The organism is Sphingomonas oleivorans (assembly GCF_003050615.1).
Taxonomy (GTDB): domain Bacteria; phylum Pseudomonadota; class Alphaproteobacteria; order Sphingomonadales; family Sphingomonadaceae; genus Sphingomonas_H; species Sphingomonas_H oleivorans.
The window spans coordinates 411,068-425,121 of the sequence record NZ_NWBU01000010.1; the positions used below are offsets into that span (position 1 = coordinate 411,068).

General features: G+C 64.9%; 13 protein-coding genes and 1 tRNA gene. 1 reads left to right on the plus strand and 13 read right to left on the minus strand.

Features of this window, described 5'->3' with window-relative positions:
• Positions 1 to 74: 74 nt before the first annotated feature.
• The 7 genes from CLG96_RS13195 to CLG96_RS13225 form a co-directional block, all read right to left on the minus strand.
• Positions 75 to 449 carry a copper-binding protein gene (locus CLG96_RS13195; protein ID WP_243395767.1) on the minus strand — a complete coding sequence of 125 codons (375 nt, stop codon included), beginning with the start codon at positions 447 to 449 and terminating at the stop codon, positions 75 to 77.
• Entirely contained in the window at positions 446 to 3,580 is a 3,135-nt protein-coding gene (locus CLG96_RS13200; RefSeq protein WP_107968429.1) for an efflux RND transporter permease subunit, read from the minus strand. Before CLG96_RS13200 ends, CLG96_RS13195 begins: the two co-directional genes overlap by 4 nt.
• Positions 3,577 to 4,812, minus strand: coding sequence for an efflux RND transporter periplasmic adaptor subunit (locus CLG96_RS13205; protein WP_243395768.1), 1,236 nt, complete (start codon positions 4,810 to 4,812; stop codon positions 3,577 to 3,579). Before CLG96_RS13205 ends, CLG96_RS13200 begins: the two co-directional genes overlap by 4 nt.
• Entirely contained in the window at positions 4,809 to 6,053 is a 1,245-nt protein-coding gene (locus tag CLG96_RS13210) for a TolC family protein (protein WP_107968430.1), read from the minus strand. Before CLG96_RS13210 ends, CLG96_RS13205 begins: the two co-directional genes overlap by 4 nt.
• 138 nt (positions 6,054 to 6,191) lie before the next feature.
• On the minus strand, positions 6,192 to 6,458 hold the full coding sequence (locus CLG96_RS13215) for a hypothetical protein (RefSeq protein ID WP_107968431.1): 267 nt from the start codon (positions 6,456 to 6,458) through the stop codon (positions 6,192 to 6,194).
• A 70-nt stretch (positions 6,459 to 6,528) separates the two neighbouring features.
• Positions 6,529 to 6,900 carry a hypothetical protein gene (locus tag CLG96_RS13220; protein ID WP_243395769.1) on the minus strand — a complete coding sequence of 124 codons (372 nt, stop codon included), beginning with the start codon at positions 6,898 to 6,900 and terminating at the stop codon, positions 6,529 to 6,531.
• A 62-nt stretch (positions 6,901 to 6,962) separates the two neighbouring features.
• Positions 6,963 to 7,358 (minus strand): MerR family transcriptional regulator, encoded by a 396-nt coding sequence (locus CLG96_RS13225; RefSeq protein WP_107968433.1) that lies wholly within the window; start codon positions 7,356 to 7,358, stop codon positions 6,963 to 6,965.
• Positions 7,359 to 7,427: 69 nt separating this feature from the next.
• Between CLG96_RS13225 and CLG96_RS13230 the strand changes: the two genes are divergently transcribed.
• Complete coding sequence (locus CLG96_RS13230; RefSeq protein WP_107968434.1) at positions 7,428 to 8,081, plus strand: cation efflux transmembrane domain-containing protein; 654 nt, start codon at positions 7,428 to 7,430, stop codon at positions 8,079 to 8,081.
• Positions 8,082 to 8,194: 113 nt separating this feature from the next.
• Here CLG96_RS13230 and CLG96_RS13235 read toward each other — a convergent pair.
• From CLG96_RS13235 to CLG96_RS13260, 6 genes are all read right to left on the minus strand, one after another.
• Positions 8,195 to 8,270, minus strand: a tRNA-Lys gene (locus CLG96_RS13235).
• A gap of 95 nt (positions 8,271 to 8,365) precedes the next feature.
• Positions 8,366 to 9,472: a rod shape-determining protein RodA gene (gene rodA / locus CLG96_RS13240; protein ID WP_107968435.1), complete on the minus strand. Its 1,107-nt coding sequence runs from the start codon at positions 9,470 to 9,472 to the stop codon at positions 8,366 to 8,368.
• The gene (gene mrdA / locus CLG96_RS13245; protein ID WP_107968777.1) at positions 9,469 to 11,481 is read right to left on the minus strand and encodes a penicillin-binding protein 2; all 2,013 of its coding nucleotides are present in this window, start codon (positions 11,479 to 11,481) and stop codon (positions 9,469 to 9,471) included. Before mrdA ends, rodA begins: the two co-directional genes overlap by 4 nt.
• Positions 11,482 to 11,492: 11 nt before the next feature.
• Positions 11,493 to 12,005, minus strand: coding sequence for a rod shape-determining protein MreD (locus CLG96_RS13250; protein WP_107968436.1), 513 nt, complete (start codon positions 12,003 to 12,005; stop codon positions 11,493 to 11,495).
• Positions 12,002 to 12,886 (minus strand): rod shape-determining protein MreC, encoded by an 885-nt coding sequence (gene mreC, locus CLG96_RS13255; protein ID WP_107968437.1) that lies wholly within the window; start codon positions 12,884 to 12,886, stop codon positions 12,002 to 12,004. Before mreC ends, CLG96_RS13250 begins: the two co-directional genes overlap by 4 nt.
• Before the next feature lie 19 nt (positions 12,887 to 12,905).
• Positions 12,906 to 13,946, minus strand: coding sequence for a rod shape-determining protein (locus CLG96_RS13260; RefSeq protein ID WP_107968438.1), 1,041 nt, complete (start codon positions 13,944 to 13,946; stop codon positions 12,906 to 12,908).
• Between the last annotated feature and the right edge of the window lie 108 nt (positions 13,947 to 14,054).

Consider the following 14,054-nt stretch of genomic DNA (forward strand, 5'->3'; position numbering starts at 1 on the left):
TCCAAAGTGCCGGGGCGTGGCTCCGTCCACACGCAACCACGCCCCAGCATCTCCGTTCATCATGAAGGTAGGGCTCAGGAGCCGACCTTCTCGACTTTGGTGACCGTTCCGGCCTTGCCATCCCAGTCAATCTCGAAACTGACCTTGTCGCCGACCTTGAGGCCCACGAGCAGTTCCGGCTTGATGGCAAAGCCCATTTTCATGGCAGGCCACTGAAGTTCCGCTATGTCGCCGTGATCGAGGGTCACCATGCCCTTTGCCGCGTCGATCTCGGTCACGGTCCCGACACCCTTGCCGTGCTTCATTTCGGTCGCCATCGGCATCTCGGACATGCTGCCAGTATTGGTGGTGGAACTTTCAGCGGGTTTGGGCGCTTCGGCTTCCTTCTTGCAGGCGGCTAGCGAAGCCACCAGGGCAAGGCTCGACGCAATCATGAGGCATTTCTTCACTTCACTTCTCCTTCGGGTTGAACGTGGGATTGGGATTTGCGCCGCATCAGCAGATAGGCTGCGGGAATGATGAGCATCGACAACAGCGGTGCGGTCAGCATGCCGCCAACCATCGGGGCGGCGATGCGGCTCATGACTTCCGAGCCGGTGCCGCCACCGACTAGGATCGGAAACAGGCCGGCGAGGATCACCGCAACCGTCATCGCCTTGGGCCGCACGCGCAATAGCGCGCCTTCGCGTACCGCTGCAGCGACGTCGCCATCTTCGCGCGCTTCCAGTGCCTGCTTCAGATAGATCAGCATCACTACGCCGAACTCAGCAGCGACGCCGGCAAGTGCGATGAACCCGACCGCGCTTGCCACCGACTGATTGTAGCCGAGCAAGTAGAGCAGCCACAGTCCGCCGGTCAGTGCGAAAGGCAGCGTGCCCATGATCAAGAGCGCTTCGTCCCAGCGGCGGAAGGTCAAGTACAGCAGCGCGAAGATGATCGCGAGCGTCACCGGGATGACGAGCTTCATCCGTTCCTTGGCACGGACGAAAAACTCATACTGACCGGTATAGGAGACGCTCACGCCGGGTGGGAGTTTGATCTCGCGCGCGATCGCCTGGCTGATGTCGCTAACCAGCGTCTGCATGTCGCGGTCGCGGCCGTCGACATAGATCCAGGTGACCGGCCGGCCGTTTTCGCTTCTGAGCATCGGCGGGCCGTCGCTGACCCGGACCGAGGCTACCGTGCCGAGCGTGATCTGCTGGCCTGAGGGTGTCAGCACCGGGAGGCTCGCGAGCTTGTCCGGACTGTCGCGCACCTCTCGTGGATACCGCACGCTGATCGGATAGCGAGCTAGCCCTTCGACCGTCTGACCGATGGTATCGCCGCCGATCGCGCCGGAAACCACCGCCCGGACGTCCGCGACATTGAGGCCGTAGCGGCCCGCGGCAGCGCGGTCGACATCGACATCAATGTAACGACCGCCAGTCAGCCGCTCGGCGAGGGCGGAGGCTACGCCGGGCACAACCTTCACCACCTGCTCGATCTGCCTCGCCGCGCGGTCGATCTCGGCAAGGTTGGAACCTGCTACCTTGATTCCGACCGGGCTCTTGATTCCGGTGGCGAGCATATCGATGCGATTGCGGATCGGCGGGATCCAGAAATTGGCGAGGCCCGGCACCTTCACCCGCGCGTCGAGCTCCTCGACCAACTTTTCGGGCGTCATGCCCGGCCGCCACTGGTCGCGGGGTTTGAAGCGAATCGTCGTCTCGAACATTTCGAGCGGAGCGGGATCCGTCGCGCTGTCGGCGCGGCCAGCCTTGCCGAAGACACTTTCGACCTCGGGCGCGGTCTTGATCAGCCGATCTGTCTGCTGGAGCAGTCGGCCGGCCTCCGCCGGGGAGAGGCCCGGCAGCGCCGAGGGCATGTAGAGCAGGTCGCCCTCGTTCATCTGCGGCAGGAACTCACCGCCGATCCGGGACATCGGCCAGAGGGTGGTGGCAAAGATCAGCGTGGCGATCAGCAGCGTCTGTTTGGGCCGCTTGAGCACCCAGTCGATTGCCGGCCGGTAGACTCGCGCCAGCCAACGATTGATGGGATTCGCTTCCTCGCTTGGGATGCGCCCCCGGATCAGCAGCCCCATCAGCACCGGGATCAGCGTGATCGAGAGGAACGCGGCCGCCGCCATCGCATAGGTTTTGGTGAAGGCAAGCGGCGCGAACAGGCGACCTTCCTGCCCCTGGAGTGTGAAAATGGGCAGGAAGGAGAAGGTGATGATGAGGAGGCTCAGGAACAACGCCGGGCCGACTTCCTCGGCGGCAAGGGTGACGATCAGCCAGCGCGTTGGCAAATCGGGTTCGCTTTCGGGATTGGCGTCGTGCCAGCGTTCGAGATGCTTGTGGGCATTCTCGATCATCACCACGGCCGCGTCGACCATCGCGCCGATGGCAATTGCGATGCCGCCCAATGACAAGATGTTCGCGTTGAGCCCCTGCAGCCGCATGACGATGAAGGCGATCAATATGCCGAGCGGCAGGGTCAGGATCGCCACCAGCGCCGAGCGCGCGTGCCAGAGGAACAGCGCGCAGACGAGCGCGACAATGACGAACTCCTCGATGAGCTTGTGGTTGAGGTTCTCGACCGCGCGCTCGATTAGCCCCGAACGGTCGTAGGTCGGGACGATCTCGACGCCCGGCGGCAGGCTCTTCCTGAGTTCCTCAAGCTTTGTCCTGACGCCGTCGATCACCGCACGCGCGTTCTGGCCCTGGCGCATGACGATGACGCCGCCGGCAACCTCGCCTTCGCCGTTCAGTTCTGCGATGCCGCGCCGCATCTCCGGTCCGATCTGGACGTTTGCGACCTCGCCCAAGGTCACGGGGATGCCGCCCGCTGCGGTGCGGATGGGCACGGCGCGGAAGTCGTCGAGGGTTTTGAGGTAACCGCTGGCGCGCACGGTATATTCGGCGCCGGCCATTTCGACGCTCGCGCCTCCCGTTTCCTGATTGGCGCGCTTCAATGCTTCCGCAACTTGATCGGCAGTGACGCCGTAAGCCACGAGCTTCTGTGGATCGACCACGACTTGGTACTGCTTGACCATGCCTCCGATGCTGGCGACCTCGGCGACTCCGGGCACGGTCTTCAATTCGAAGCGCAGGAACCAGTCCTGGATCGAGCGTAATTGCGCTAGATCGTGCCCACCAGTCCTATCGACCAGCGCATATTCGTAGATCCAGCCCACACCGGTTGCATCGGGGCCGAGCGAGGCTTTCGCCCCTTCGGGCAGGCGGTTTTGCACCTGGCTCAGATATTCGAGGACGCGGCTTCGCGCCCAGTAGAGATCGGTGCCGTCGTCGAACAGCACATAGACGAAGCTATCGCCGACAAAGGAATAACCGCGCACAACCCGTGCACCGGGGACCGAGAGCATGGTCGAGGTGATCGGATAGGTGACCTGGTTCTCGACGATCTGCGGCGCCTGGCCGGGATAAGTCGTGCGGATGATTACCTGCACGTCGGACAGGTCTGGGAGCGCATCGACCGGCGTGGTCCTGATTGCTGCCACCCCGATTGCCGTGAGCACCAGGGCGGCGGCGATCACGAGGCCGCGGGCTCGCACCGAGGCCCGAATGATGCTGGCGATCACTTGCCGCCCTCCAAAGGCCGCGCCGCGATTCCGGTCAGGCTCGCTTCGGAATCGAGCAGAAACTGACCCGAAGCCACAACCTTCTCGCCGGCACTGAGCCCTTGCAGAATCTCAGTCTTCCCGCCGCCTTCGCGGCCCGCGCGGACTTCGGCGGGGCGGTAACGGCCGCTATCAAGCGCGAGCATAACGAGGGTGCGCGCGCCGGTGCGGATCACCGCCTCGCTTGGGATGAGGAGGGCCTGCTTCTGATCGCCGCCCAGTGCGACACTAGCGAACATGCCGGGGCGGAGCCGCCCGCGGCGATTGGCGAGTTCGATCCGCACGGTCAACGTGCGGCTTTCGGGCTGCGTTGTGGGTAGGATCGCGATTACCCGCCCGGTGAAAGTCTCGCCGGGAAAGGCGGCAAGCGTGGCGTTCACACTCTGGCCAATCCTTACGGTCCAGCCTTGTGCTTCGGGTACAGCGGCGTTCAGCCACACCGTACCGATCCCTGTGACTTGCGCCAGTGTCTGGCCTTGGGCGAGCGTCACGCCCACGCGAGCGTCAAGTGTCTGGATCACGCCTGAGATCGGCGAGGTGATCGTCACTGTGCCGCTGGTGCGCCCGGTGCGTTCGACTTGCGAAATCAGACCGTCGGACATGCCCATCAGCCGCAATCGCTGACGCGCGGCGGCGGCAAGCTCGGGCTTGTTGAGCCGTTTGACTGCGAGAAACTCTCCTTGCGCGCCGCCCCATTCGGGCAGTTGCAGATCGGTGATAGGTGCGCCCGCGCCGATCACGTCGCCCGGCGCCCGGCCATAGACGCGCGTCACGAACCCACCCGAGCGTGCCTGAACGATCGCCACATTGCGCTGGTTGAAGTCGATCGTGCCGGTGACCGTGAGCGTCGAGGGCAGGCTGCCGATCTCTGCGGTCGCCACGCGCAGCCCGAGGTTCTGCCGCGCGGTCGGATCGATGCTGATTCCCGGCGCCGCGTTCGCGGCAGGCGCTTCATCGGCATATTTGGGGATGGTCTTCATCCCCATCGACGAAAGCGAATTGGGATTGTCGTAGTGCTCGGCCGGCACCATTGGATCGTACCAGTAAAGGATCTTCCGCCCCGATTGGGTCGATTCAGCTTCGCTCGCAGGCCCCCCGCGTTGGCCCAGCCAATAGCCGCCGCCACCTGCGACCAATGCGATCGTCAATGCTCCGACGCCCCAGCGCGCGGTGTTCTTCGCGTTCATCATCATGGCCGCGTTCCCCCATCCGTAATTGGCCCATAGGTAAAATTGATACGGATCGTGTCGCGTGCGACATCGGCCTCGCGTGCCAATGCATCGACTTCGGCTTCGGCCAGTGCCAGCGACGAGAGCAGCGCGCTGCCGAGGTCGAGCTTGCCGGCAGCATAGCTTGCCATGTCGAGCTCGGCCCGGTGCTTGGCGAGCGGTACCAGCGTATTCCGCGCATTCATGAGGCGCTGATGGTGCATGGCATGGTCGGCAAGATCGCCATTGAGCGCGGCGGCGAGTTCGCGTTCCCCGGCCGCACGCATCAGCCGCGCCCGTTCAGCTTCGCTCGCTCGCGCGGCGATTTTCGGATCCTGGCGGCGCCTGGCAAAGAGCGGCAGGTCGATGCTGACACCGACCGACACAAGATCGCCAAATGCGGGGTCTCGGCGACCATAGGAGGTGCTGACCCGCCAGTCGGGACGCTTGTCGGCGCGAGCAAGTTCGGTTTCCGCGTCCGCCGCTCTCGTCTCGGCATCGAGGGCCTGCAAGCGCGGCAGCCCCCCAAGCCTCGCCGCCAGCTGTGCACGATCCACTTCAAGCATGGGTGGATCACCCGAGACATCGGCCTGGAGATCGCCAGTAAAGCGCGCCAGCCTGGCCTGCGCCTTGGTAACTTCGGCGGCGAGGTCGCTGCGCCGGTCGTTGACCGCGCCGCGCAACTGATCCGGCTCGAGTGCCGCGCTGGGCCGCGCTGAGCCCGACGCCAGCCTAGCCGATACCGTCGCCTGAAGTTCGCTGAGGCTCGCGTCGAGCCGTTGCAGCTGTGCGAGACGTCGCTTCGCGTAATAGAGATCGACCCAGGCAAGCGCGGTCTCGAGACGGACATTCTGCGCCTCGGCCGCAGCCCCTGCCTCGGCAATGCCGATGTCGGCTTGTGCACGTTCGCGCTGGGCGCGGCGCTTGGCAGGATTGGGAAATTGCTGGCTGAGACCGATGGTCGTCATGGTAAAGTCGTCGCGGTTGAAGCTCCCGGCGTTGGGACCAGAAACCGGAAATCCCTGAACGCCAAGGTCAAGCGTGGGGTCGGGCAAGCGGCCGGCGGCAATCGCGGCCGAACGTGTGGCATCGACGCCCGCCTCGTTTGCCTGGAGCGACGGCGCTTCACGCGCGGCCCGCTGGAGCGCCGCATCAAAAGTCAGCGGCTCGGCCAGCGCAGCACCCGGGATCGCCGCGAGCAGCGGCGCCAGAATAATCATTCTCATGAGGATCTCCTGATCGGCAGGGCCAGGACCGATGTGCGAGAAAGGCTCCGGATAAACGGGCGCCGGCGAAGGTGGGCATACTCCGCCGGCGCCACGCGCCTGGCCTTTGTGTTTATCGCTATCGGCCAGGCAATTGCCTTAGCCGGCCGATGGCGCACCGCTCTTGCCGCGCATGTCCATCATGCAGCTGGCATGGTCGGCCTTCATCATGGCGCAGTCGCAATTGGCCATGCTGGTTTCTGCGCCCTTGACCCAAACGCGAAGGCGCGATGGGCCGGTCGACTTTGGCCCGAACGTGGGCTGAGTCCGCCACTCCCAATGGCCCGAGGCATTTTCATGCGCCGAAGCAACGGATGCGGTAGCGAGTGCCGCCGCAAAGGCGGCGAGCGTAAGAATCGTCTTCATGTGAAATTCCTTGGTTGAACTGAATTGAGGCGCAAGACGGACATCTGGGTCCGCTGCGCGCTACTTGGGTTCAGCCAAGGCGGGCGGGTGGTTCAGGCTCGGGGCCGAAATTGCGTCCGATCAAAGGCGCTGCCGGGGCGAGTCCCGGGATCATGGCACGAAATTCCGGTGCTGAGTCGGATGCCAGGGGCGGCAACAGCGCCACCGGTACGGCGCACCCCATCTTGGTGATGCAGTCAGGCGTCATGCCCTCACAGGGCTTCCCGGACTGTGGCTTCTGCTTCGCGAGCCCCATCATCTCCGCGCATTCGGGGCTCATCTGTGCGACGGCAACCACTTGCTCGGCCTTCTCGACCGGCATGACATGCGCGAACGCCGCTTCCTGGCCCATTAGGCCAAGCAGTGCTCCAACGAGCATCAGCAGAGAGAACCAGCGCTTCACGTGACTTCTTTCGGCTTGCAATGGGCTACTGTCAATTCCTTGGGCAGGCCCTGCCATTCCCGCTATGAAATCTGAGGCCCAAGCGTCTCGATGATCTTGCAGTCGCCGACCGTCCCCTGTCGGCAACTGCCGATTATGCGACGCAGTTCGTCGCGCATCAGGGTGAGGTCCACGATCTTCCGTTCGACAGCGGCAAGATGCCCGCTAGCGATTGTATCTACCGCGCCGCAAGATTTGTCCCGGTCATCTGCGAGGGTGAGAAGCTCGCGGACATCGTCGAGTGAAAAGCCAAGATCGCGAGCCCGGCGGATGAAGGACAGCCGCCGTAGATGGTCATCGCCATAGCTGCGATAGTTACCGCTCGTGCGCCCAGCCGGCGGAAGAAGGCCGGATTTCTCGTAGAAGCGGACAGTCTCGACCTTGGTCCCGGTGGCAACGGCCAGTTCACCGATCTTCATGACTTGACCCTGTAGTCGCTACAGGGTGCATATAGATGGGCGACTCGGAATTTCCAAGGAGCAACCCGGATGGCCGACGAATGCTGTGCCCGCGCTTGCGGGAACAGGGGTACGCTCAACAATCCCCGCTGGCGCAACGTGCTATGGATCGCGTTAGGCCTCAACGTGGCGATGTTTCTCATCGAGAGCATCGCCGGCATCGCGGCACACTCGCGTTCACTCCAAGCCGATGCCCTCGATTTTCTCGGGGATGCGGCCAACTACGCGATCAGCTTGGGTGTTGCGGGCATGGCTCTTGCCTGGCGCGCACGAACCGCCTTGCTCAAGGGCTTGACTATCCTTGCCTTTGGCCTGGGCGTGCTGGCTTGGGCAGTTTGGGGACTGATCCACGGTTCCACACCCGATCCGGTGGCAATGGGCATGGTTGGGGCCATCGCGCTGTTGGTCAATGTCGCGGTTGCCCTGATGCTATTTCGCTATCGAACGGGCGACGCGAACATGCGCTCTGTCTGGATCTGCTCGCGCAACGACGCGATCAACAATCTGTTGGTGATCGGAGCCGGAGTAGCGGGGTTCTGGACAGAGAACGGTATCCCCGATCTTTTGGTCGCTCTTGTGATGGCCCTGTTGGGTATCGGCGGCGGTTGGCAAATTGTCAGGCAGGCGCAGGGCGAATTGAGGGAGGCGCGGATCGAGGCCTATGCGCAGAAATTTTGCGGATGACGGAAAAATTTCGGATTCGGCTGACCTGCTACCTAGAGAGCTACCTAGAGCTCAATCGGTCAATCGGAGGCCTTTAATGAGGCCTTACAACACGTTGAAATATATAGAGAAAATGGTGGACGCACTAGGGCTCGAACCTAGGACCCGCTGATTAAGAGTCAGCTGCTCTACCAACTGAGCTATGCGTCCACATCCCTTTCCGAAGCGCCTTGATGGTGGCGTTCCGAAGCGAGGGGCGCCGGTTACCCCGGCTCGCGGCCGATGTAAACAGCCATTTGAAAATTTTATTTCCGCTCCTTCGCTGCGCGGTCCAGCGCCATCAGCATGCCGAGGCAGAAAAGGACCGTCATCATCGCCGACCCGCCGAAGGAAACCAGGGGAAGCGGGATGCCGACGACCGGCGCCAGCCCCATCACCATCATCAGATTGATCGCGACATAGAAGAAGATGGTGGTGGTAAGCCCCGCCGCGGCAAGGCGGCCGAAGCGCGTCCGCGAGCAATTCGCCACCTGCATGCCCCAGCGCACGACGAGGAAGAAGGCGATGATCAGCCCCACGCCGCCGACCAGACCCCATTCCTCCGCCATCGTCGCGAAGACGAAATCGGTATGGCCTTCGGGCAGATAGTCGAGATGGCTCTGCGTGCCGCGTAGGAAGCCCTTGCCGAAAATGCCGCCCGATCCGATCGCGATCTTGGACTGGATGATATGATAGCCGGTGCCGAGCGGGTCGCTTTCCGGATTGAGGAATATCTCGACCCGGTTGCGCTGATATTCGTGCATCATGCTGAGCGCGATCGGCAGGGCCGCGCCCAGCGCCGCGGCCCCGCCGATGAACAGGCGAAGCGGCAGGCCCGCCAGGAACATCACCGTCATGCCGCCTGCGACGATCATCAGCGAGGTGCCGAGATCGGGTTGGGTCATCACCAGCATGAAGGGCAGGCCGATCAGGATCGCGGCCGGCCAGATCGCGCTCCAGCGGCGGATCTCGCCGGCGGGCAGCATGTCGTAGAAGCGGGCGAGGACGAGGATGATGGCGAGCTTCATGAATTCGGACGGCTGGAGCCGGATGAAGCCGAGATCGAGCCAGCGCCGGCTGCCGCCGCCGACGAAGCCGAACATCTCCACCGCGATCAGCAGCACGATCAATATCGCATAGAGCGGAAAGGAGACGGCCTTGAGCTGATCCTCCCGCACGCGCGATATCAGGAGGGCGATGCCGAGGAAGAAGACGAACCTTATTCCCTGCGACCAGGCCCAGGGCTTCAGGCTGCCGCCCGCCGCCGAATAGAGCACGACGAGGCCGAAGCCGCTGATCGCCGAGACGAGCAGGATCACCCGCCAGGGAATCTGGGCGAGCGGCGCGGGCACGAGGGAGGTATGGCGGCTCATTCGCGGGGCTCGCTATCGGCGCCAGGCGCGGGTGTGGGGGATGCGGACTTGTCGGCGGGTGCCGACGCCTCGACGGGGGCGGGGGGCGGCGGCGCGCTCCTTTCCGCGCGCCAGCGATCGGCCTCGACGCGCATGCGCGTGGCGATATCGCCGCCCCATTCCTCCTCCAGCGCGGCGAGCGTCGCCATCGCCTTGGCGGGGTCGTAGAGATAGGTGAGCACGTCGCGTGCGATCGGCCCGGCGGTGCCCGAGCCCGAAATGCCATGTTCGATCACCACGGCGGCGGCATAACGCGGATTTTCGACCGGCGCGAAGCAGATGAACAGCGCATGGTCGCGATATTTCCAGGGCACGCCCATGCCGCCGAACTTGCCGCCCCGCGCGCGTTCGGCGCGGGTGATGCGGCGGACCTGCGCGGTGCCCGTCTTGCCCGCCATCAGCACGCCTTCGACCGGCAGGCGGCTGCGTCCGGCGGTGCCGGCGCCATTGACGACGTCGCTCATCGCCTGGCGGATCATCGCCAGATGCTCGGGATCGATATCGAGCGGGTCGCCCTGCGGCGGATAGCGGCGGTTGGCGATGAGCCGGGGGGACAGTGCCCGGCCGCTGGCGATACGCGCCGCCATCACCGCGAGCTGGAGCGGATTGGCGAGCATATAGCCCTGGCCGATCGTCGCGTTGAGCGTGTCGGCGACCGTCCAGTCCGCCTTATATTTCCGTTGCTTCCATTCCGTATCCGGCACCGTGCCATAACGTTGCGACGGGACGGGCAGGGGGAAGGAGGAGCCGAGGCCGAGCTTGCGCGCGACCGCGGCGATGCGATCGATGCCGATGCGCCGGCCCATCGTGTAGAAATATATGTCGCAGCTCTGGGCGATCGCGCCGTTGAGGTTCAGATGGCCGTGCCCGCCGCGCTTGTGACAGTGGAACAGGCCCGTTCCGAGCCGGTAGCTGCCGGTGCACAGCACGGTCTCGGCAGGATCGATGCCGGCTTCCAGCACGGCGAGCGCGGTCGCGGGCTTGACCGTCGAGCCGGGCGGATAAAGACCCTGCATCACCTTGTTCATCAAGGGGATATGATCATTTCCCGACAGCATCTGCCATTCGGAATGGCTGATCCCGTCCGAGAAGCTGTTGGGATCATAGGCCGGCATCGAGGCCATTGTGAGGATGCCGCCCGTTTCGGTATCGATCACCACCACTGAGCCGCTATTGTCGCCGAGGCGGCGGGCGGCATATTCCTGCAGCCCCGCATCGATGGTGAGCTGGAGCGTATTGCCGACTACCTCGGGCCGGGTGGTGAGCTCGCGCACCAACCGGCCCCGTGCGGTCACCTCGGTGCGCTTGGCGCCGGCGGTGCCCCTGAGCCAGGGCTCCATCGTCTTTTCGAGGCCTTCCTTGCCGACCTTGAAGCCAGGCGTGATGAACAGCGGATCGCGCGTCTTTTCATAATCGGCGGCCGATGCGGGGCCGACATAGCCGACCAGATGGCCGACGGCGGAACCGGCGGGATAATAGCGGGCATTGCCGCTCGCCGGCGCCACGCCGGGCAGCTCGGCCTGACGGACGCTGACCGCCGCGAACCGTTCATAATCCATATTTTCGAGCACCGGCACGGGCTGATAGCCGGCGGCCTTCGCCAAGCCCTCGCGGATGCGCTCGACATCTTCGGCGGTGAGCGCGAGGAGCTGGCGCAGCTCGGCGATGATCCGGTCCGGATCGCGCAGCCGATCGGGGATCAGATCGACGCGGAAGCTGGTGCGGTTGATCGCGATCGGCTTGCCATGGCGATCGACGATCCAGCCGCGCCGGGGCGGAACGAGCGTGAGCTGCACCCGATTGCTTTCGGACAGCATCTGGTAGCGCTCATTTTCCGCAATTGAGAGCCAGGCCATGCGCCCGGCCAGCAGCGTGGCGACGGCGCCCTGCGCGGCACCGAGCACAAATGCCCTGCGGGTGAAGCTGAATGCCTGCGATTGGGCGGTGACCAGCCGGCTCGGACGCTTCATCGGGACAATCTTCATCGCGACAGCCGCCAATGATCGAGCGCCGCGCAGATCCGGACGATGGCGGGAAAGCAGAAGACCGACATGGCGATCTGCGGCCCGATGGTGAAGATCGCGCCGCCGCCGCCGGTGAAGCGCGCGATGCTCCAGCCGCCCCAGATGCAGAAGATGATGGCGATCGCCGCCACGAGCCAATCCACCCAATAGTCCCGCCAGACGAGGCGGTTATCGACGATATCCAACATCAGGAAGCATAACGTCCAGAGTGCCATGGCGCTGCCGAGCGGCTGACCGCCGATCAGATCGTCGGCCAGTCCGAGCGGCAACGCAACCCAGGCCTGCCACATTTCCGGCCGCAACAGGCGCCAGCCGAGCAGCATCAGCAGGCCGAAGGGCGGGAGCGCGGGCGTCTGCGCCACCATCGGCAGCAGCGCCGTCGCCGATCCCGCGATCGTGCTGACGATCGGTACTGCCCGCGCCCGTGTAACGAACAGCCGATCGTCCCACAGATCGTCGATACGGTTCATGGGGCGTCCCGGTGCAGCGGATCGGAGGGCGGGGGCAGGGGGATCTGGAACACCGGATCGACGATCGCGAAATCGAGCCGCGCGGGATCGGCGACCGGCCGGGCGACGGCCAGCTCGCGATCGACGTTGACGACAACGGCGACGGGCAGATTGGGCGCATAGATGCCGCCCGTGCCGGAAGTGACGACCAGATCGCCCTTCTGGAAGGGGCGGCCCCCCGATGCCAGCGCGCGCAGGTCGAGCCCGCCATCGCCCCGGCCGATGGCGAGCGCGGGCTGGCCGCTGCGTGCGACGCGGACGGGCACGGTGCTGCCCCCGTCGGTGAGCAGGAGCACGCGCGAGGCGAAGCGGCCGGTTTCGAAGATGCGGCCGATCAGCCCATCGGCGCCACGCACCGGCAGGCCGGGGCGGACGCCGCTGGAGGAGCCGGCCGAGAGCGTCGCGAAGCGGCGATGGCCCGCCGCATCCGATCCGATCAGCCGGGCGACCGCGACCGGCGGCCGGCCATTGTCCGTCAGGTGCAGGATCCGCTTCAGCCGGGCATTTTCATATTGCACCGCGCGCGCGGCGACGAGCTTGCGGCGGGCGACGGCAAGTTCCTGCCGCAGCGCGCGGTTCTGCGCGGCGGCGTTGAAATAGGCGCCGATCTCCTCGCTCACCGTCTCGCCGCCGCGCACGACGCTGCGCCCGGCCGCCGAGACGGGCGCGCCGGCATCGAGAACCAGTCCACGAAGCGCCGAGAAGGCCAGCGGATCGAAGCGCGCGATCAGGATCAGTGCGGCCGCGACGACGACGCCGACAACGGCCACGACATAGCCCGCGAAGAGCGTGTACTGGACCCGGCGGGAAAATCCTCGACGCCGGTGTCGGGACGGCGCCATGGCGTGGGCGTTCCTCCGGTCAGGCCGTTTGCAGCACGCCGCGGAAGATCGGATCTTCCAGCGCCCGGCCCGTGCCGAGCGCGACGCAGGTCAGCGGATCGTCGGCGACGGTGACGGGAAGGCCCGTGGCCTCGCGCAGCACCTCGTCTATGCCGGACAGGAGCGCGCCGCCGCCGGTAAGGACGATGCCCTGGTCGACAATGTCGGCGGCAAGCTCCGGCGCGGTATTTTCGAGCGCGATGCGCACGCCCTCGACGATGGCGGAGACGGGCTCGCTCAGCGCCTCGGCGATCTGCGCCTGGGTGATCGCTATCTCCTTGGGCACGCCGTTGACGAGGTCACGTCCCTTGATATGGATGACGAGGCCCTTGCCGTCCACCGGCATCTGGGCGATGCCGACCTCCTGCTTGATCCGCTCGGCCGTCGCCTCGCCGATCAGCAGATTATGGTTGCGGCGGACATAGGAGGCGATCGCCTCGTCCATCTTGTCGCCGCCGACGCGGACGCTGGTGGTATAGGCCAGGCCGCGCAGCGACAGGACCGCGACCTCGGTCGTGCCGCCGCCAATATCGACCACCATCGATCCGACCGGCTCGGTGACGGGCATGTCGGCGCCGATCGCGGCGGCCATCGGCTCCTCGATCAGCCACACCTGGCTCGCGCCCGCATTGGAGGCGGCATCGCGGATCGCGCGGCGCTCCACCTTGGTGGAACCCGAAGGCACACAGATCACGATTTCGGGCCAGCGCGCGAAGCGGCGCGGCCCGTGCACCTTCTGGATGAAATGCTTGATCATCTGCTCGGCGACGTCGATGTCCGCGATAACGCCATCGCGCATCGGGCGGATTGCCTCGATATGATGCGGCGTCTTGCCCATCATCAGCTTGGCATCCTCGCCGACCGCGCGGACCTTCTTCACGCCGTCGATCGTTTCGATCGCGACCACGGACGGCTCATTCAATACGATGCCACGACCGCGAACATAGACGACGGTGTTCGCCGTGCCGAGATCGATCGCCATGTCGTGAGACATGAATTTGAACCAACGCGTGAATGCCATGTGCCTGCTCGTCTCGCTCTACATGCGCCGCGCCCGAGCGCCATATTCTCATGCCGAAGGAGATGCTTGTCGGGGTCGCGGGATGCCGCCGATTGGGCTAGAGCAGGG